Annotated in this window: 18 protein-coding genes and 1 pseudogene; 8 read left to right on the top strand and 11 right to left on the bottom strand. The window is 44.7% G+C overall.

What is annotated here, in order from left to right; translation table 11 throughout:
• The first annotated feature begins 97 nt into the window (after window positions 1–97).
• A complete protein-coding gene (locus tag ODZ53_RS01650) occupies window positions 98–571 on the top strand; it encodes an SRPBCC family protein (RefSeq protein WP_372675694.1) in 474 nt (157 codons plus the stop codon).
• Window positions 572–658: 87 nt separating this feature from the next.
• Here the strand turns inward: ODZ53_RS01650 and ODZ53_RS01655 are convergent, their stop codons facing one another.
• On the bottom strand, window positions 659–2,257 hold the full coding sequence (locus ODZ53_RS01655; protein ID WP_372675695.1) for an amidohydrolase: 1,599 nt from the start codon (window positions 2,255–2,257) through the stop codon (window positions 659–661).
• Window positions 2,258–2,479: 222 nt separating this feature from the next.
• Here ODZ53_RS01655 and ODZ53_RS01660 point away from each other — a divergent pair, with 222 nt between their 5' ends.
• Window positions 2,480–3,790, top strand: a complete 1,311-nt coding sequence (locus ODZ53_RS01660; protein ID WP_372675696.1) for an MFS transporter — start codon at window positions 2,480–2,482, stop codon at window positions 3,788–3,790.
• A gap of 173 nt (window positions 3,791–3,963) precedes the next feature.
• Here ODZ53_RS01660 and ODZ53_RS01665 read toward each other — a convergent pair whose 3' ends face one another.
• From ODZ53_RS01665 to ODZ53_RS01680, 4 genes are all read right to left on the bottom strand, one after another.
• Window positions 3,964–4,245, bottom strand: coding sequence for a hypothetical protein (locus ODZ53_RS01665; protein ID WP_015891969.1), 282 nt, complete (start codon window positions 4,243–4,245; stop codon window positions 3,964–3,966).
• Window positions 4,246–4,526: 281 nt separating this feature from the next.
• Window positions 4,527–4,877, bottom strand: a complete 351-nt coding sequence (locus ODZ53_RS01670; protein ID WP_015891970.1) for a YolD-like family protein — start codon at window positions 4,875–4,877, stop codon at window positions 4,527–4,529.
• Window positions 4,874–5,245: a YhjD family protein gene (locus ODZ53_RS01675; RefSeq protein ID WP_041749518.1), complete on the bottom strand. Its 372-nt coding sequence runs from the start codon at window positions 5,243–5,245 to the stop codon at window positions 4,874–4,876. Before ODZ53_RS01675 ends, ODZ53_RS01670 begins: the two co-directional genes overlap by 4 nt.
• Window positions 5,242–6,483 (bottom strand): DNA polymerase IV, encoded by a 1,242-nt coding sequence (locus tag ODZ53_RS01680; protein ID WP_372675697.1) that lies wholly within the window; start codon window positions 6,481–6,483, stop codon window positions 5,242–5,244. The genes ODZ53_RS01675 and ODZ53_RS01680 overlap by 4 nt, the downstream gene beginning before the upstream one ends.
• Window positions 6,484–6,831: 348 nt before the next feature.
• Here ODZ53_RS01680 and ODZ53_RS01685 point away from each other — a divergent pair, with 348 nt between their 5' ends.
• The 3 genes and pseudogenes from ODZ53_RS01685 to ODZ53_RS01695 all read left to right on the top strand — a co-directional run bounded on the left by ODZ53_RS01685 (window position 6,832) and on the right by ODZ53_RS01695 (window position 8,135).
• Complete coding sequence (locus ODZ53_RS01685) at window positions 6,832–7,365, top strand: hypothetical protein (RefSeq protein WP_372675698.1); 534 nt, start codon at window positions 6,832–6,834, stop codon at window positions 7,363–7,365.
• Window positions 7,366–7,479: 114 nt separating this feature from the next.
• Window positions 7,480–7,656, top strand: a pseudogene (gene polYB, locus ODZ53_RS01690) (DNA polymerase IV); the annotation flags it as partial.
• A 41-nt stretch (window positions 7,657–7,697) separates the two neighbouring features.
• Window positions 7,698–8,135, top strand: coding sequence for a YhjD family protein (locus tag ODZ53_RS01695; protein WP_372675699.1), 438 nt, complete (start codon window positions 7,698–7,700; stop codon window positions 8,133–8,135).
• Window positions 8,136–8,283: 148 nt separating this feature from the next.
• On the opposite strand, the gene ODZ53_RS01700 is transcribed toward ODZ53_RS01695, so the two are convergent.
• From ODZ53_RS01700 to ODZ53_RS01715, 4 genes are all read right to left on the bottom strand, one after another.
• Window positions 8,284–8,508, bottom strand: a complete 225-nt coding sequence (locus tag ODZ53_RS01700) for a hypothetical protein (protein ID WP_372675700.1) — start codon at window positions 8,506–8,508, stop codon at window positions 8,284–8,286.
• A gap of 661 nt (window positions 8,509–9,169) precedes the next feature.
• On the bottom strand, window positions 9,170–10,291 hold the full coding sequence (locus ODZ53_RS01705) for a Ger(x)C family spore germination protein (RefSeq protein WP_372675701.1): 1,122 nt from the start codon (window positions 10,289–10,291) through the stop codon (window positions 9,170–9,172).
• Window positions 10,288–11,385 (bottom strand): GerAB/ArcD/ProY family transporter, encoded by a 1,098-nt coding sequence (locus ODZ53_RS01710; protein WP_372675702.1) that lies wholly within the window; start codon window positions 11,383–11,385, stop codon window positions 10,288–10,290. The genes ODZ53_RS01705 and ODZ53_RS01710 overlap by 4 nt, the downstream gene beginning before the upstream one ends.
• Window positions 11,363–12,832, bottom strand: a complete 1,470-nt coding sequence (locus tag ODZ53_RS01715; RefSeq protein WP_372675974.1) for a spore germination protein — start codon at window positions 12,830–12,832, stop codon at window positions 11,363–11,365. Before ODZ53_RS01715 ends, ODZ53_RS01710 begins: the two co-directional genes overlap by 23 nt.
• 443 nt (window positions 12,833–13,275) lie before the next feature.
• On the opposite strand from ODZ53_RS01715, the gene ODZ53_RS01720 reads away from it, so the two are divergent.
• The gene (locus ODZ53_RS01720) at window positions 13,276–14,709 is read left to right on the top strand and encodes an FAD-binding protein (RefSeq protein WP_372675703.1); all 1,434 of its coding nucleotides are present in this window, start codon (window positions 13,276–13,278) and stop codon (window positions 14,707–14,709) included.
• Between the two features lie 3 nt (window positions 14,710–14,712).
• On the top strand, window positions 14,713–15,279 hold the full coding sequence (locus tag ODZ53_RS01725; RefSeq protein WP_173624880.1) for an MFS transporter: 567 nt from the start codon (window positions 14,713–14,715) through the stop codon (window positions 15,277–15,279).
• Window positions 15,280–15,695: 416 nt separating this feature from the next.
• Here ODZ53_RS01725 and ODZ53_RS01730 read toward each other — a convergent pair whose 3' ends face one another.
• Window positions 15,696–17,408 carry a methyl-accepting chemotaxis protein gene (locus ODZ53_RS01730; RefSeq protein WP_372675704.1) on the bottom strand — a complete coding sequence of 571 codons (1,713 nt, stop codon included), beginning with the start codon at window positions 17,406–17,408 and terminating at the stop codon, window positions 15,696–15,698.
• Window positions 17,409–17,532: 124 nt separating this feature from the next.
• On the opposite strand from ODZ53_RS01730, the gene ODZ53_RS01735 reads away from it, so the two are divergent.
• Entirely contained in the window at window positions 17,533–17,670 is a 138-nt protein-coding gene (locus tag ODZ53_RS01735; protein WP_372675975.1) for a hypothetical protein, read from the top strand.
• Between the two features lie 117 nt (window positions 17,671–17,787).
• Here the strand turns inward: ODZ53_RS01735 and ODZ53_RS01740 are convergent, their stop codons facing one another.
• On the bottom strand, window positions 17,788–18,306 hold the full coding sequence (locus ODZ53_RS01740) for a hypothetical protein (protein WP_372675705.1): 519 nt from the start codon (window positions 18,304–18,306) through the stop codon (window positions 17,788–17,790).
• Window positions 18,307–18,539 lie beyond the last annotated feature (233 nt).

The following is an 18,539-nucleotide window of genomic DNA, read 5'->3' on the forward strand; positions in this document are numbered from 1 at the left end:
GAGAGCAATCTGAAAGAAATCCATGCCTGATTTATTTGCTATGATGGAAAAAATGAGTTGTATCCATGACGACACTACTTAGTATGGAGGGATGGACATGAATCAAAACAATGAAGCAAATAAAATCGCAACGCAAGTAGGCGAATGCGAGATTGTGATCACCCGCGTGTTGGATGCTCCACGCGATCTCGTGTTTAATGCTTGGACGAAAGAAGAGAACTTGTCGAAGTGGTGGGGGCCTCTGGGTTTTACGATGACTTCAGAGAAGTTTGATCTAAAACCGGGCGGTACATGGCAGTTTATCATGCACGGTCCTGATGGCGTTGATTTTCCCAACACCAACGTCTTTGTCGAGGTCGTTCAACTTGAGCGAATCGTTTTCAAACATACTGTATTTCCTCATTTTCTAGCGACAGCCATCTTTGAGGATCTGGATGGCAAGACCAAACTTACTTATCGCACCGTTTTTGAAGAAACTACGGTTGTATTCGATAAGGTGAAAACATACGCCGTCCCAGGTGCCGAACAGTCCATGGATCGTCTTGAGGAGCATCTAGCAAGTATGTCTTAACAGTAGATCGTTCCATAAAACAGCGACAGTCCAGGACTTTCCTTTCTTGTCCAAGGCTGCCGCTGCTCCGATTTTCGGGTTATGTTTTCAAGCTGTGTAGCAAACTTTTCCATCAATGATGGTCATCATGACCTTTGTCGAAAGCAGCTCGTCTGGATCGATGGTAAACAGGTCTTTGGAATAGACGGTCATATCCGCATATTTTCCTCGAGACAGCGTGCCTTTGACATGATCCTCGTTGGTCACCTGTGCACTGCCCAATGTAAACAGATGAATGGCTTCCTCCATCGTCAGTTTTTCTTGCGGGAAATATCCATCGTGCGTGTCTCCCGGTGCTTTGCGCGTGACGGCTGCGTGTATCCCCAACAGCGGATCGATTGGTTCTACCGGTGTATCCGAGCCCGCCGCGCAAATGATTCCATAATCCATCATCGTTTTCCAGATGTACGAGTGTTGAATCCGCTCCTGTCCTACCCGATCCATTACCCACGGGAAGTCTCCTGCGAGAAAACGCGGTTGGATATCTGCGATCCGATGAGGATGCTTCAAGCGATCCAGCAGGTCCGGCCGCAGGATTTGTGTGTGTATAAGGCGATCCCGATAGGCGACTGCCGGAAACTGATCCAAGCTGTCCAGCACCATTTCCAGTGCTTTGTCGCCAATGGTGTGTACAGCAATAGGCATCCCGAGTCCACGTGCTTGTCGAACCAGCTCTGTCAGCTCGCCTTGCTCATGCACAGGATAACCGCTGGTACTCGGATCATCAGCGTATGGAGCTGACAGGTAAGCCGTCCTGCGTCCTAATGCTCCATCTGCAAAAATTTTCACCGCACCGATTTGCACATGAGCGTTGCCGTAACCTGCCGTCATCTTTAAGTCGCGCAGCTCATGCATATGTGGATAGAAGACAAGCAGGTTACTGCGCAGCGCAAGCTCCTCACCATTAATGAGCTCATCATAGAGCCGATACGTTTGCGCAAGTCCGCCCAGTTCACGCAAATCCTCCGTATGTGCCCCTGTCAATCCATGCGCCATTGCATAGCGAATCGAGCTGCGCAGGCTTTGCTTCAACTGATCGTAGCCAGGTCTTGGAATATGCTTCGTAATCAGGTTAGAGGCCGTTTCCAACAACATGCCCGTTGGCTTTCCACTCACAGGATCATGTACAATGACTCCCCCCGCTGGTACCTCCATATCACGATGATAGCCACATAGCTCCAATGCCTTGCTGTTGACCAAATTCGCATGTCCACATATTCGTGCCAGAAGAATCGGGCAATGTGGTGCAGCTTGATCAAGCTCGTCGATAGTAGGAATGCCGCCACCATCCGCGAATAAATTCTCATCCCAGCCGTAGCCTTGTATCCACGCATTTTCAGGTGTGGCTTGTGCTTTTTCTTTCAAGAGAAGCAGCATCTCGTCCTTGGAACGAGCTTTACTTAAATCCAGCTGCAAAAAGGTGAGACCGAGCCATCCCAAGTGCAGATGGCTGTCAATCAATCCCGGAGTAGCAGTATATCCTTGCAGATCTATGACGGTTGCATCACTACCTCCGTATTGAAGAAGCATGTCCGCATCGCTGCCCAAGTCATGCACAATTCCATCTCGAACAACTAATGCTTGTACGAACAAATGCCGGGAATCTCCTGTGTAAATGCGTCCATTTCTGAAAATGGTTGTCGTCATCTCGTGACCTCTTTTCTGTTCGCTTCTGTATTTTTCGTATGCCTATCCCCTCTTAATTTGTTTGCTGCTAGTCTTTTTCCTCCCTAAAATGAAATAACGTTCAAAAAATTGCGACCTTCGTTTTTTCATTTGGGAAAACATGGTGTTTCCTCACTTCCCTGTTGAAAGCAGCAATGGTAGGGCACGTTATGTTCATGTCCTATTTTTACGCGGAGGGAACGTATGCAACAAAAAACAAAAAAACGCCTTCCATCCTTCCTTCAAATGCAGGAGTCCACTGGTCTAAAAATGTCGCGCCATGAGCCTTCTGTGCAAAAGCCATCCGGTCGGCTGGACAATCAAGCCAAGCTGCTGCTCCTGGTCAACGCTGTATTTATTGCCGCCGGCTCCCTTTCTGGCACGTTTGTAAACGTCTATTTGTGGAAGGTAAAAAGTCAATTTGCACCGATCGCTTGGTTTACTTTTGCCGCCCATCTTGCGGGTGCTCTGACCTTTTGGCTTGCGGGCTGGTACGTGAAGCGTCTGAACAAAATGAATGTCCTGCGTGCCGGAATGGCCGTTTCTGCCCTTTTTTATTTGCTTGTTCTTCTGGCAGGTCCCAAAGCTGTCTCTTATGCCGTACCGCTTGGGCTCGTTCAGGGTATAGCGAGTGGGTTTTTCTGGCTTTCGTTTAATGTGGTGTACTTCGAAATCACGAATGCCGATAACCGCGACCTTTTCAACGGTTGGGCAGGGTTGCTTGCTTCCTTTGGCGGCATGCTCGCTCCATGGATATCGGGCTTGCTCATTACGCGGCTTCCGGGCAACAGCGGCTACTCCCTTATTTTCGGTATCTCTCTTGCCCTATTTGTCGTCGGTGTGTTCATCAGCTTTTTTCTAAAAAAACGTCAATCGGAAGGGACCTATTCCTGGAGCTTTTCCTTACGTTGTTTGCGAGAGGAGCCCGAGTGGCGCTGGGCGGCAGGGGCTTTGGCTGGTCAAGGACTGCGTGAAGGTGTATTCGGCTTTGTGATCGGTCTACTCGTCTACATTTCCACGAGAAGCGAGATGACTCTCGGCAACTACTGGTTGACTACATCTGCTGTCGGACTTGTGAGCTACTTTCTGATCGCCAAATGGTTCGCTCCTCGCTATCGCAAGTGGGGAATGCTAACTGGCTCTGTCATCATGTGGGGGATTCTCTTCGTATTTTTTTGGCAGGTGAGCTTTACGACTCTGCTTATTTTTGGGATTGCGGTGTCCATCGCTTATCCGCTGTTTTCTGTGCCCATGCTCTCCACGATTTTTGATCTGATTGGCACGAACGAAGAGAGCGCGCGCAATCGGGTCGAGTATGTCGTGCTCCGAGAGTTTGCTCTAGACGTTGGTCGGCTGGTCGGGATTTTGATCTTTCTGCTAGTAACGTCCTTGAGCGTCTCTCCTCTTACACTGAACTGGTTGATTCTGTGTATCGGAATTGGCCCACTCATCGCGTGGGTGTGCATGGCCAAGCTATTCCGTCACGTCCCTGTGACTAAAAAAGCAGACAACTGAACGAAGTTTGCGCCCATACCTAAACAAAACCCGCTTCGGCTGACTTTCCTAGCGGGTTTTGTCACTAATGCTGATGTCCATCTTTATGAAAAACGTCGAGACGTTTTTCACACAAAAAACCTTTCCGACTTAGAAGCTTGCTCCTACAGGAAAGGTTGCGTTGTTTTTTCCGATTATGGTTGGACTACTTTTTCTTTCGCTTTCGTTACGATGTGGTGACCGAGCGGCAAGCCACGCTGCTCCAGCTCATTAGCTGTCACAATATGGAGCGTCTCACTTTTACACGGCATGGGCATCAATCCGCCCAATGGACTCATCACTCTTCCGATCGTGTCTGTCTCAATGAGCACGTACAGGCCTTTTTCCTCCAATTGTTGCATGAATTCTCCCCAACGCTTGGAAGTAATCTGATCGGCGTGCTTGGTGAATATGACACCCATTTCTTGTGCTAGCATGTAAAATCTCCTTTGTTCTATCCGTCAAATATATGCTTCAAAAGATAATCTAACAATACAGGGAAACCTCCCTTCTGGCAAAATCCGTGTAAGCCAAAAAAACACGAAAAACGGCTGTTTTTGACCGCTTTTCGTTTCAGGAATCTCACATCTTCCTCGCACACACCGTTTCAACGCGGCACGCTGTTTTTTACCGCTTGCTTTTGAAAAAGGGGCCTATTTTTGCCGATTTCTTGAGTAATTCTCATGTCTTGCCCATCATGTACCTGCATTTCCTCGATTTAGAAACTCGCTGCCAGCTCCACATGTAGCAGTCGGGCAAACGGAACCCAGTGAATATCGGAGCCTGCCCGAAGCTTGAGGCGTCTCGCCGCTTGATCAATATGGATAATGTGGGCAGACAGGCGGCGCGGCTCTCGCCCGTCATAATAGGTCAACGTCAGGATGCTCTCTGTCTGGAACGCCTGCCATACCAGTTCGCTCAAGGCGCTGAGCTGCTCCTGATCCAGCTCGGGTGGTACATAGCGGCGCTCTTCTTCCTTGATGCGCAAATACATTTCCCGATGCTCCGGCAGCACAAACCGACTGGCCACGAATACATTTTCCTTTTTGGACACGCGTTTTTCCCTCATTGCTTGCTCTCTCCTCGCTGTTCATATCGGGTCCACAAATGGACGAGCTCCTGACACTCTGCCCGCAATACCTCAATCGTATAGATCGCTTCTCGCGCATACCCGCGTTGTCGATAGTGGACGACATACATATGTCCCTGACGTCGTGAACTGACGACCGTGCACCCTCTCTGCCGCAAGATGCGACGTAGCTGGTGATGCTGCCGCTCCGCCCACCGCGAGAGCTCATCGAACATCATCTGATAAGAAAACTTCAACGGCACAATCCGCATCTGCCCCAGATCGGCCATGACTGCCCGAAACAAAATGCCAAATAAAATATACTGGCGTATCAATTCCTGCTCGTCAGACACCATCGGCTCCGTCACTTGTAGTGTCCTCCGATCTTACGCGCGCGCTCTTTCGCCTGTCCCGCTTCCAACACAGAGGCGGCGCGCAGGATGGCGTCCTGACCGTATCGGCTCCGGATATCATCCATGGCTTGTGCCAACGAACGCCGCTTGTGATTGTCCGTAAACAGATTGAGTTGCACCACGTTGTCAGGGACAAGCTGCCCCAGATTGACCCCGATACTGCGGACGGGCGTTTCCTGCCAATGACGGTCAAACAGAAAGCAGGCCGCTTCGTACAAAGTCATGGCATCATTCGTCTGTTCCGTGAGCTTCATCTGCCGTCCAAAGCCCGTTCTAGCAGCCAAATCGGCCCCACGACAGCCCACAGACAGTACGGAGCCCATCAGCTCCTTTTTCCGCGCCCGACGGCACACTTCTTCGCACAGCTCTAAAAGCACCACTTTGATTTCCCCTGCTGTATGGTAATCCCGCGGCAACGTCATGTGATGACCGATCCCTTTTTGCGAATCATAGGAATCCAAAGCCACGGGTGAATCGTCGATTCCGTGAGCCGTGCGCCACAGCACTTCCCCGTTCACTCCCCAATGTCGGGTGAGGATGGCTGGCCTCATATCTGCAAGCTGCCCGATCTGATAGACGCCCATTCGATGAAAATGACGCTTCATGCGTGAGCCTACTCCGAACAGCTTTTCAATCGGAAGCTTCCAGAGCGTATCCGCTAACGTTTCCCGCTTGAGCCAAAAAACGCCTTCTTCCCGTTTCTTGGCGAAATTGTCGCAGGCCATCTTGGCCAGTACCTTGTTCTCTCCGATGCCTACCCGACAGTTGATTCCCGTCTCCATCCAAACGCGCTGCCGAATCTGTGCAGCCATCTGCAACGGATCACCAAACAGGTGGACGCTGCCTGTCACGTCGAGAAACTGCTCATCGATCGAGTACGGCTCCACCTTGTCAGTAAATGCCTCGAATATGCGAGTGATTTGCATGGAGATGCGAATGTACATCTCCATACGCGGACGAACAACGACGAGCTGGCGACACTTTTGCTGCGCCTGCCACAGCGCTTCGGCCGCGACCACTCCGTATGACTTGGCAATCGGACACGCTGCCAGCACGACTCCGCTACGCCGCTCTGGATCACCCGCGACGACAATCGGTTTGTTTCGCAGCTCTGGATTGGCCCCTTTCTCGATACTGGCATAAAAGCTCTGCATGTCGATCAAAAACACGATCCGCTTGTTCGCATTGGACACACAATCATCCCCTAAATAAGAACTTATGTTCTCTTGTTGCTTTGTTCTTATTATAGCAAACAAACGTTCGCTTTTATGCCTGTCTCGCGCAAAAAAAAGTTGGTAATTATTTCTTTCCAGATAAGCACACGTCGGTAGGTGTTCCGCAAACGAGAGCGAATTCAATTAGGGGTTACTTTTTCACGACACCCGGTGGTGCGTCGTTTACACTTACTCCAAGCATGACAGAGAAAAGTTGGCAAGTCTGGGATGATGGTGCATTACAGTGGTAGTATTGTAATAAGAAAATAAAAAAAGCATTCGGTAATCCGAATGCTTTTTTAACTTATGAAAGGAAGAAAACACCTCATGAAGAGATTTTCTATAATATTCGGTTTATCTCTCATTTTGGTTTCATGCAGCACAACATCATCGGAACCTACGCATAATCAATTCGAAATTACTTTGACCGATGTATTCAAACATCAACACTCCTCCTCGGTCTACCAGTTTGAACTAATTACGAAAGAACTCTCCAATGTAAAAGACAAAGAGAGGTTGGCTTATCTATCAGGAATGATTGATAGCTATTTGATTCCCAACCCCCTTTTCCTTCCATCTATTATCTTTACCAATGGAGAAACAAAACAGATTATATCCGATGAACAGTTACAATCCGAAATCGTAACCTTGTACCAAAATAAAAAAGAATATCTTAAAAAGATTCAGTCATTAATAAATGAGAATAACCTTAAGGAGATCCAAGGGAAACAAGATGAACTCAAGAAACTAAGTCAACTTATGGAGAGAATAAATGATGATAGGCTTTTCAGTAAAGATAAGCATAAGGTTGATTCATATAAGAAAGATCTAGAAACCTTTATTCAGGCATTCCCAAACTAAACTTGACCATGAGCTGGCTCGCCAAAACAATGACATTAGGCGGAGCGCTCTGGTATCACATGCACAGCGTATTCTCCAGAATTGGTGCGATTTGCTTGATCCAATTAAGACGAGGATGATGAATACCAACTTTCCTTCTTCGGTAATAGAGAAAGGTACAAAAGGCTAGAACGCACCACTGATCAAATAAAGTATCGCTACGGAAGCACAGCGATTTTGCGCGCATCTTCTTTATTGGGAGCAGCACAAGCTCAAGAGCGTAGTGCGAAAATAGGAGGGCACTATAGATGAGTAAAAAACTTTAGAATAATGGACGATGGGAATCCAGTCGCATGATGCTTCCAGAGCATCGGGAACAATACTTAAGCAGAAAGAATCAGCAACAAGAGCCGGTCAAACCAGAGTTGCCCAGCAAAGAAGAACTTGAATTAATAAGGGATTCTGTTCTTCTGCCGATGATCTTAACGATAGTCGATAAAAACAGTACAGAAATCGGCCTCTCATCCTATTCATTGAAAAATCTTTACCTCAAAGCTTCCCAAGTATTGATGGCACAAATCCATCTGGATCTAAGTGAGGTCAGGAAAAAACTGAAGGCAAAAAATATTAAAGTATTTCAAGAAGAACGCATAGATAGCGCGCTGTACTATCGGTTTGTGTGTCGAGGTTATGAGGATACCTTCGCTATAGTGCGTGATGTAGCACGAGCAGAAATAAGTATACGAATTTCAAAATATGTCTCTGATATGTTCAGAAATAGCGACAAGTAGACCAGCGGCTGCGAAAAGTGGTCGGTTTAAGACCACTTTTTTAAAGCAGTCTAATCAGCATTTTGGCATCAAAAGCGCACTACGAAGGATTTCGAACAGTGACAGCAAGGAGAGTCGAAACGGTGAGTGCAAGTTCTTGACCGCTCTTTTAGCATTCTTTTGTTTTGGGATTGTAATTTTCCTCTGGCGACAGGGTAGCCGTATATTCGGCTGCGTTATGGAGCTCATTTTCTGTTTTGTGGGCGCAATCGTCCTGATATAAACGATTGGCGATGAGTCTATTTGGTGTATTAATCAGCTCTGACCAAGTGACCTCGGCGTTCGTTCGTAAAAATTTCTCAAGTCTGTCCAATCGTTCTTGGTAGCTTTTCATAGTGTAAGTCACCCTGCACACTCAATACAACTTCAGGCAAACGGAAAAGTCTTCTTCAGCAAACTATTGTCATTTTGCTATGCCGTATTACCTTTCCAGTTAGCAGTTGCCATCGAGTCCATTTGTCCCTCCCTCCATTTAAATTAAATATTAAATAATAATTCTTATAATTAATTTATATATCAGTCAACAATATAAATCAACATTTTTTGTTATTTCCCTTACATTCATAATCTATTTTCTTAAGGATTTATAGACCTGAGTGGTTTGCAGTGTATCGAGGGGCGGTCAATATTCCACGTCCCGGTGGGCTCAGCGGGGAATCGGTTTTAGAGTAGGTAGGATTGCTAGCGGGGTTACAAACTTTTCAAGCGGCAAAGCGTATATTAGTAACAGGGACAAAGCATACCTTTCGACCACTGTGTTACAGTCTATTTCTGAATAGGAGGAAAGTGCACCGTACAGAAGTCTAACAAGAAGTCTAACACTCTGCTTGGAATGAACAGAGGCGATTTACAGCCGTTTACTTTTCTTGGTTACATCCGAGATATACTCGTATAGCGGATGTAACCAAGAAAAGTAAACGGGCTTCGTTCCATCGGGGTGAACTTGAATAAATCTCTTTATTTGTTGTTTATTAGGAAAGTGATAGTTCACATGGCTAGTTTATAATCCCTTTTTTCCTAATTTCCACCTGAATGTTAGGATCAAACTTCACTCGTTGATAATGGCTCCCCCAATTTTCTTTTTGTTTTTTCCAAATATCAGGATGGAACGCCATGAGCTGCCTGGCGATACCTAATCCATCGCAGCGGGCATTTTGCATTTTTTTTAGTGTTTTTTTAGCTAAATCAGTCATTTCTTTGGATAGTAGCTGGTTTAACTGTGCAATCATTGTTTTACCATCTAACTGATCTTTAGGATATTCCTCGACACTCACTTTCCAATTTAAATCCAGCTTAACCGAAATTTGACCGTCCGGTTGAATAGACACTTCCATCTCTCGCTTTGATTTATCTACGTTAAAGCTTATAAATTCATTGATGTTTGACTTCCCATTCTGAGCATTTATTTTTTGTGTGAATCTCGCCAGCTTCCCCTTGCTGTCTTGTAATAATAAACACATGGTTGATTCATCTGGGCTCAGTACCCCTGTCAATCGCTGATCATGAAACATAGCAATCCGAGAAACGTCCACTCGGTTCCCTTTATGCATGAGGTAGGGAAGAACAAAATCTTCTCCAGGATCTAGCATCACTGGATAAATTGTTTCAAGAGTTACTTTGGGAACGGTTGTCGTCTCTTCATTACTCTTGATTAATTCATCAATTTCTTCTGCGATTAACACATTCCCTACTCTTTTAAGGGAAAGCATGTCGGTCGCCTTCCCTTGCGTCACCCCAATCCTCGCATTTAAGGCACTCTTGGGATCACGGTAAAAAATATCGAGGATCGGAAAAATATCTTGTTTCGCCAACTCTTCCCCGAGGAGAATAACCCGATTTCTATAGGTACGAAGCAGCCGGGATATCTGATCGTCTGCTTTATTGCGGGCTTCCCTTGGCGTACTGCCAACTGCGTAGATAATTTCGTTTTTCGGACGATGTTGTTCGCTCTCGGGCATGTCCCGTATGACAAAGGTCGTTAACAGCTTTCCATTAGGAGCGAGATCGAACCCTCCTCCATAAAGCAAACGAGCATTTTTTAAAAGGTCTTGGTCCCAGCACCCGGTTATCATAAGGAAAACAGCAAGAACCGCGCTCATCATACCGATTTTTTTCATCTGGCCAACTTCCTCCTTTTCCTTGACAGATACGAGAGTATGAGTAGCATCAAAGGAAGTACAATCACAAACGTATAATGAGAAATCTTAATTATTTGATCGTAGAAGTCGGTGATCGACGGATCTTGAGATATCAGAGCGAGCATAAAAACAATGAAAGTGGCATAGAATACCGCCTTTTTATGTTTATCATGGTGAAAATAGTGACCTAAGCCTGCCGGTGCCATATATAGCCACGAGACAATAGCAGTGGTAACGATAAAAATCCATATAGATAAAAAGATTAAATCGATCCGTTGAATAATCTGGAAAGAGAATCCTTTTAGCATATAGATAGTAGGTTCCGAAACGGCTGGCATAATCGCAGGACTAAAAATGACTAAACTGGTAAATACCTCGAATGTATAAAAAAGTGTAATCAGCATATTCCCTAAAGAAGCTGCTTTTAATTTCCCCTCGCTTTTCCCTTCAACAAAAGGAAAAATCACCAATATCACTTCGTACCCGACTAGCGGAAACAATGCCTCATTCGCAGCTTTGATAATATTCCACCAACCCGCTTCTGTTATAGGGAGGAGATAAGTAAAATTCGCATGAGCATAACCGAACAAAGATAGTACCACCATGACAACGATGGTAAACGAAGAGATGACAAACAGTCGTGCAATCACGCGAAGAGGCTCGATAACCAAATAGCTACAAGTGAGAAGGGTGAGAAGCAATAATGCCCATCTCGGTGTAAATTGGAGCACCCACTTTCCTACAACATCGGCAAACACGCCTAAAATCGTTCCCGCAGTTAACAAAAAATAGCCAATATAAGCAAATCCAAGCAGATTTCCAATTACCTTTCCGGTGATTTTTGGCAAGAAACTGTAAATATTATCGGATGGAAAACGTCTGCAAAGGCCCCAAAGAATTAAAATCACCACTTGTACAACAAAACCGGCGATTAAGGTAGAGATCCATCCTCCTCCCTTGGCGGCTGCCTGCATTTTATGAGGAAGAGTTAGAATTCCAACGCCCACTTGAGATTGTACAACAAAAAACATCAGCTGCCCCTGAGTAATACTATTTTGTGCCGGGGTCATCATGTTTCCACCCCCTTGAATATCTTTCTTGACGTACTCTTTTTGGATGCGGGTCTTGGGGACGCTGATCCAAGCTCCAGATTGGAAAGCGTGTAAACGTATCCTTCAGGTCTTTGATTCGAAGGGGCATAACAGGTGCAAAATAAGGTGTTCCAAATGACTCTAATTTACATAAATGAATCAAGATAAAAAGCAATCCAAACATAATCCCGATTAAACCGAACATCGCGGCTAAAATCATAAGCGGGAAGCCTAGAATACGAGATACCGTACTGATTTCATTGGATGGGGCTACAAATGAAGAAATAGCGGTTAAAGCCACAACAATAACCATAGGATATGAAACTAATCCAGCTCGAACGACGGATTCACCGATGACCAACCCGCCAACAATACCGATGGTTTGACCTACTCGGCTCGGCAAACGAATCCCTGCTTCACGCAGCACCTCTAATGTAATCTGCATCAGAAAGGCCTCCACGATCGGTGGAAATGGAACTCTGTCTACGCTGCCTTTTACGGTATAAATCAAATTAGAAGGAAGAATTTCAGGATGGAAGGCAACTACGGCAATATATAATGCAGGTACCAGGAAAGAAGTGATAAAACTAAACAAACGAATCAATCGTAGGAACGATCCAACTATCCACCTGCTGTGATAATCGTCAGGGGTTTGATAAAAAGCAAAGAAAGTGACAGGTAAAATCAACGCAGATGGATCTTCATCAGATAAAATTACGACACGGCCTTCCATGAGATGAGCTACCGCACGATCTGGCCTTTCTGTAAATAAGATTTGGGGGAAAAGAGAAAATGGATTGTCTTCAATCAATTCAGCAATGAATCCAGGTGAGAGGGTGGTGTCCATTACAATAGCACCAAGTCTGGAATCCACTTCTCTAATCAAATCTGGATTGGCCAGATCCTGCATATAGAGAAGAGCCAATTTTGTTTTGGCTTCGTTTCCCACCTGGTAGTAGCGAACGACCAGGTTTGGATTTTCTATACGCTTTCGTACCAGATACAAGTTCGTGATGAGGTGCTCTATAAAACCATCATGTGCGCCGCGAATAACACCTTCGTTCACCGGCTCTGATATACTCCGTTTATAATCTGCCCCAACTCCGACAACAAAAGCTTCTGCGGAACCTTCAAATAACAATATGCCTTTTCCTTGCACTAAAACCGTAGGTAACTGGCTGAGATCCGATTTTATCCCAATTTCCACGGAAGTAATGATATCTTCCACGATTCCTACTTTCTTTTCTTCTATAGGCAGAATGATCTCTTTTTGGATTCTCTGTTGATCAGTAAGAGATTCCAAATATACAATGTATCCCTCCACTTGATTCAATGAAATGCTCCGCCACTTCAGATCACCTGAATGAAACAGCTTGTTTTGAATGTATTCTATATTTTCCTGCAGGGAAGAAAACATGCCTATTTTCATGCTCTGACCTATTTCAGCACGGTTTTTCGAAATCAATTTCCTTAAATGATCCCTCAATGTTCTTCACCTAGGTTCAATCCAATTTTCATTAATGTAACCAGTAGCATGAGTATTATTCCAACAAACCCCTGTTCCTCAGGAAATTGAAAACAAAAATAATCATTGGTGAAGTGACCCCAGAAATGTAACCTTGACGTTTGTTTTCCTCATTTAAAATGGAACGCTTTATCGGCCAGGGATCGATCAACGTTTCCAGTTCCACGCGATTTGACATGGTTTGACTGTCCCTTTATCTCCCACCTAAATCAGCCAATCAGACGAGGTACTAAAAAAAGATGGTACTGTCTTGATCTCGGTTCCTTTGATATGTTTAACACCGTGCTCGTTATGAGACGACTGTTTGAAAGATGATTAGTCCAGTAAAGCAAAAGGTTGGAGATTCCATGAAAAAAAGTATTACATTATTGTTGCTTGTTGCGTTATGTCTTGTTAATTACAGATTGCTGGATACGATAGATCAGGATCCCTTTCTAATCACAGACTATAGCAGGCTGCATCCCGTAAAAGTCGAGCGAGTGGTGGATGGTAAAGAACAAGAGCAATTAATTCATTTACTAAAAGAAGCAAGAGATAAAAACCTGACCGTCTCCATAGCCGGACAGCGGCACAGTCAAGGCGGCCACACTTATTACAAGGACGGCATTGTCGTTGACATGACTCATTTCAACAAAATCGTATCGTTTGACCCGGCAGCGAAAGTCATTCGCGTTCAAGCAGGGGCAACTTGGAAAGATATTCAGGACAAGGTAAATCCCTACGGGTTGTCGGTGAAGACGATGCAATCACAAAATATTTTTACCGTGGGTGGCTCGATTAGCATTAACGCTCACGGTAGGGATATCCGTAACGGCTCGCTGATCAAAAGCGTAGAGTCCTTTCGGCTGTTGACTTCAAAGGGTGAGATTAAGCAAGTCAGCCGAACGGAGAATGCTGACTTATTTCCACTTGTCCTCGGAGGATATGGGTTATTCGGGATTATTTTAGATGTAACCTTGACACTTACAGAAGATGAAATCTACAGGACGACGTCTGAGGCCATGACGGTTGACGAGTACAGCAACTATTTCTTGAGCCAGGTCAAATCAAATCCGGATATTCACATGCATTACGCACGAATATCAGTGGCGCCCGATCATTTTCTTACAGACATGTATGCCATTAACTATACGGTGGACAAGACCGTCCCCCTGATAGAGCACAATACGTTAAAAGCGACAGAGGATTTGGTCATTCCTACTAAGCTTTTATTTCATCTCAATCGTTCTTTCGATTGGGGAAAAAATATGTTCTGGAATCTCCAGCAAAAATTCTTCCAGGTACAGCAAGGTAACGTAATCAGTCGTAATAACGCTATGCGTTCAGAAACAGAATTTATGGAGTACAGAGGGATTGGCAAGAACGACCTTCTTCAGGAATATTTCATTCCTGTCGACCAGTTCGCTGATTTTGTACATCACCTGAAAACGATTTTGCCACAGGAAAATTTAAATCTACTAAACATTACGGTTCGTTACGTGAATCAGGACGAGGAAGCGACCTTGTCGTATGCGCGTGAGGATATGTTTGCGCTCGTATGCTTGTTTAACGCTCCTTTGGAGGAGCAAGGGCAGAGCTCATTTAAAAAGGGAATCCAACGAATTATCGACGAAGCTATCAGACATCGCGGAACCTATTATTTGCCCTACGCTGCTTATCCGAGCTTAGAGCAGTTCCAAGCCGCATATCCGCGGTATAGAGAGTTTTTTGTGAAGAAGGATCAATATGATCCGGAACATTTGTTCATGAACTATTTTTATGAACAATATAAGGGGGAATAGGGCATGACGGTAAAATGGCTCATTCGGTCACAAAGCGTCGTTACGCTGGCCGCGGGTATGGTATACCCGTACTATTTGCTATTTCTGAAGAATCTAGGTAACAGTTATTCCAAGTACGGACTAGCTTTTGCCGTCTTTACGATAAGCTCTGCGGCCATTTCCCAATGGCTTGCTCCACGATTGGACAGGCATGGCATTCAAATCCTCATGATTAGTTCTCTAGGTATGATGTTAGCGATGCTTGCTTTTCCATGGGTGACGTCATATGTGTGGGTGCTAGTTCTCCAGTTTGTTATGGGAAGCTGTAGTGCCATGCAAAAAATGAGCGAACGGCTATTGCTAGCAGATCACACGGAAAACGGAGCCCGCGGAACAATCATCGGTTCTTATCATTTTTGGACTTCGGTCTCATCTGGCTTTGCAGTGATTCTTGGGGGCTACCTAATCGATTGGCTAACAATCAATGCGTTGTTTTATACGAGCGCGCTATTGTATGGCTTCAGTGCGTGGGCGTGTTGGCGAATACGAAAAGCCAATTCAGACATGAACAAAGAAACGAACGTAAACTAAATACGTTGAATGAGTTGCACGAAACCGTTCATGGTTATAAAACCAACTGTATTTTTCAATGGCTTGAATGAGATTTTCTTCTGTCTCACACTCAGCAAGTTTTTACGTAGCTGGTTTATGATCGTAAACCGAGTTTTAGCTATTGCTCTATAACTCATCTCTCCTTGTTCGTACATGTCTACTGCCCTCAGCTTAAACTCCTCGGAATATCGCTTGAATGTTTGACCTTTTTTAGCCATGAGAAAATCCCCTCCAAGTAGGGTGTACCACCCAGCGTTAGGTGGGCTTTTTACACTGTCTACTCAAAGGGGATGATATCAATTATTCATCGATTTTAACACCAGGGTGCTTTTCCAATGTCTACATTAAGGGGTGCACTACATTACCCAAGAGGTTTTTGACTATTTCCTGTACTTTTATGCTTTGAACTTAGTTATGGATTGTTGCAATTCTTCCGCCATTCTGCTTACTACTTCAATAGCAGAAGCGATTTCTTCCATCGATGAATACTGTTCCTGCGCTGCTGCAGACACATTTTGTGTATGAGTCATAGATTGCTGTGAAGTATCTGCAAGCCCTCTTATCATTTTCACCACATGCTGCGAACTCGCCGTTACTTCTTCTACAATCGCAGACACTTCCTGTGATTGTACCGAAACATGTTCCACCATATTCGTAATATCATGAAACGCTTCACCTGCCTGCTGAACCATCTCAATCCCTTTATGAACAGCAGACGTTCCTTCTCCCATCGAAAGCACTGCATGCCCTGCTTCTGTCTGAATTTCAGAAATCAACTGCCCGATTTCCTCAGATGCCTGTCCTGACTGCTCCGCCAGCTTTCGCACTTCATCTGCTACAACCGCAAACCCTTTTCCATGCTCGCCTGCTCTTGCTGCTTCGATCGCTGCATTTAAGGCAAGCAAGTTCGTTTGATTAGAGATTTCGGTAATCAGCGTAACAATCCGCCCAATTTCTTTCGACTTCTCACCAAGCGTATCAACAACTGACGCTGTCGTATTCACTTTTTGCTGGACAAGCTCAATCTGGGCTACTGTTTCTGTAACAACCCGATTCCCTGTCGCCGCCTTATGATTTGCCGTTACTGTCAGATCGGCAACAGCCTGCATAGAAGATGCGGCTTGCTCCATTCCTTTAGAAATTTCTACAGCGGCTTGATTTACTTGATCAGCACCGGACAGCTGATACTCTGCACTTCCTGCCACTTCTTGAATTGTTGTTGAAATCTGACTTGCCGCGTATTTTACCTGTTCACCCGTTGCCAATAACTCCTCACAACTTGCGGATAATTCCATTGCATTTGTGTTTACCTGCTGCACGACACTACGTACACTGCGCATCATGTTGTTAAATAATTGGGTTAGCATCCCTATCTCATCTCTTGCTTGATAATCTCCTTGTACGGTTAAATCGCCTTGCTCCGCTTTTATCATTAATTCTTTCATCATGTGAAGCGGACGCGTAATGATGCGACCAATGACTAAAGTGAGAAGCGCACATAATACAATCGCAACCACTGTAATGATAACTGTCCAAGTAATCGCGCCCTTTGCATAAGCGCTATTTGTCTTATAGAGTTCTTCCGCTCTTTCCTGATTGTAATCCGCCAGTTTCTCCAGCTTACCACTCAACTGCGCACGAGTCTCTCTAACATCTTGTACATAATATTGGTAAGCTTGATCATTTTTATTGACCATCGCCAGAGCAATTACTTTTTCTACATTTCCCCAGTACGTATTGCGCAACTCTTTATATTGACGAAATAACTCTTTCTCATGCTCATCCATTTTTGTTCTTTCATAGCTTTTTATCAACTGTGCCGTGGCAAGCTTCCTGTCGTTCATTGTTTTCTTCATTTCTTCATTCTCTTTTGGGTCTTTCGTTAGTAATAAGCCTAATGTATTTACCTCAACGACACGATTATTCAATCGGATTTCAGAAAGCCATCTTACTGAATTCATCCGATCTTCATACATTTCAGTTGAATTTTCCGCCATACTTTTGATGTATGTAACCCCCACGAACCCTACCATGGTTAAAAATACAACTGCCATTATCATAAGCAATAATATTTTTTTGCTTACTTTTATATCCCTTATCCACTGCATTTCATTTTTGCTCCTTTATGTACAAATTGTCAGGAAGTGAGCAGATAGCCACTTTTCCGGAAAAGCCGTTCATTCTTGTCTCAGAGGACCTAACACCTTCGGAACCGTTGCATTTGTACGCGGTATCTCTACGGCAAAAGACGGTTCCACTTCCCACACGGCGATTTTGGCCCGTAATCGGGAAAATGTGGCACAGACCGAAACGGAGCGTCAAACCTATGAAGCCTTGAAGCACATGGCTACCCAAACCTCGTCGCCATAGTGTGCACTTGATGGCAAGATGGCTGTTTGGAGGAGACGGATGCGCTCGTAGCGTCCAATGTAGAGAAAATTGGTTTGTTCCGTTCTGAGTTTCAGAGTACAACAAATAATAACAGTCTTATTTTAGAAGTGCGAAAGATTCATTTATATTCAAATCACCGTATAGTTGGTCAAACAGCTTACCGTCTTCTGACTCGGAATCAAACGGATTGGACTGTGGAGTTGTATACACATACACCATGTCATTTGATTCTGCAATGGATGTCCCAACAGGTGGACCTGCTTCGCTAGAGAGGCGGGTCCAATCCGTTTTCGTAAAAACGGAGATCATCAGAAGCGTTTCAGAATCTTTTCCATCCTTTGTCGCATAATCGAACTGCACTACATGTTTGGCAGATGGCAGAATTTTGTCTGCATCTGCACCTTCGTATTGGTTCACCTTATAATTTCCGTTCCAAGAAGTTGGAGGTTTAAAGCTGAATTTTGCTTGAGGGTTAGTGTAAAGGTTTGTTTTTCCGCTTTCCTGTGCAACATGCTGTGCTGGGTGTTCTACTTTGTCATAGTTAATAGCGAGTAAGATGCCGATCACTACGCCGGATGTCAGTATGGTGCCGACGATGATTTTTTTGAAATTCATGTTGGGTTCCTCTCTCTTCTATAAGGTGTGTCGATGTTTATGAGGGTATTATAAACAAGCGATATAATAAAGATAGTTGCATATAAGTGACACTTTATTTCATAAAACGTTTTGGCATTGGGACATCTGCCGGAATGAAATGTTCGTTCCCATAGCCATAAATGTAGCCATTAAAATTGTTGTTTCTTCCTGGTTAGCGGTACCCCATATAGAATATGTAACTGACTTTCCTT

The organism is Brevibacillus sp. BD137 (assembly GCF_041644655.1).
Taxonomy (GTDB): Bacteria; Bacillota; Bacilli; order Brevibacillales; family Brevibacillaceae; genus Brevibacillus; species Brevibacillus brevis_D.

Bases quoted from the DNA above. Each gene is read 5' to 3' on its own strand.
- ODZ53_RS01650 (WP_372675694.1), top strand. From the start codon at position 98: ATGAATCAAAACAATGAAGCAAATAAAATCGCAACGCAAGTAGGCGAA.
- ODZ53_RS01740 (WP_372675705.1), bottom strand. From the start codon at position 18,306: ATGAATTTCAAAAAAATCATCGTCGGCACCATACTGACATCCGGCGTA.
- ODZ53_RS01665 (WP_015891969.1), bottom strand. From the start codon at position 4,245: ATGCTAGCACAAGAAATGGGTGTCATATTCACCAAGCACGCCGATCAG.
- ODZ53_RS01730 (WP_372675704.1), bottom strand. From the start codon at position 17,408: ATGCAGTGGATAAGGGATATAAAAGTAAGCAAAAAAATATTATTGCTT.
- ODZ53_RS01715 (WP_372675974.1), bottom strand. From the start codon at position 12,832: ATGAAAATAGGCATGTTTTCTTCCCTGCAGGAAAATATAGAATACATT.
- ODZ53_RS01700 (WP_372675700.1), bottom strand. From the start codon at position 8,508: ATGAAAAGCTACCAAGAACGATTGGACAGACTTGAGAAATTTTTACGA.
- ODZ53_RS01670 (WP_015891970.1), bottom strand. From the start codon at position 4,877: ATGAGGGAAAAACGCGTGTCCAAAAAGGAAAATGTATTCGTGGCCAGT.
- ODZ53_RS01720 (WP_372675703.1), top strand. From the start codon at position 13,276: ATGAAAAAAAGTATTACATTATTGTTGCTTGTTGCGTTATGTCTTGTT.
- ODZ53_RS01660 (WP_372675696.1), top strand. From the start codon at position 2,480: ATGCAACAAAAAACAAAAAAACGCCTTCCATCCTTCCTTCAAATGCAG.
- ODZ53_RS01725 (WP_173624880.1), top strand. From the start codon at position 14,713: ATGACGGTAAAATGGCTCATTCGGTCACAAAGCGTCGTTACGCTGGCC.
- ODZ53_RS01705 (WP_372675701.1), bottom strand. From the start codon at position 10,291: ATGAAAAAAATCGGTATGATGAGCGCGGTTCTTGCTGTTTTCCTTATG.
- ODZ53_RS01655 (WP_372675695.1), bottom strand. From the start codon at position 2,257: ATGACGACAACCATTTTCAGAAATGGACGCATTTACACAGGAGATTCC.
- ODZ53_RS01710 (WP_372675702.1), bottom strand. From the start codon at position 11,385: ATGATGACCCCGGCACAAAATAGTATTACTCAGGGGCAGCTGATGTTT.
- ODZ53_RS01695 (WP_372675699.1), top strand. From the start codon at position 7,698: ATGATGCTTCCAGAGCATCGGGAACAATACTTAAGCAGAAAGAATCAG.
- ODZ53_RS01685 (WP_372675698.1), top strand. From the start codon at position 6,832: ATGAAGAGATTTTCTATAATATTCGGTTTATCTCTCATTTTGGTTTCA.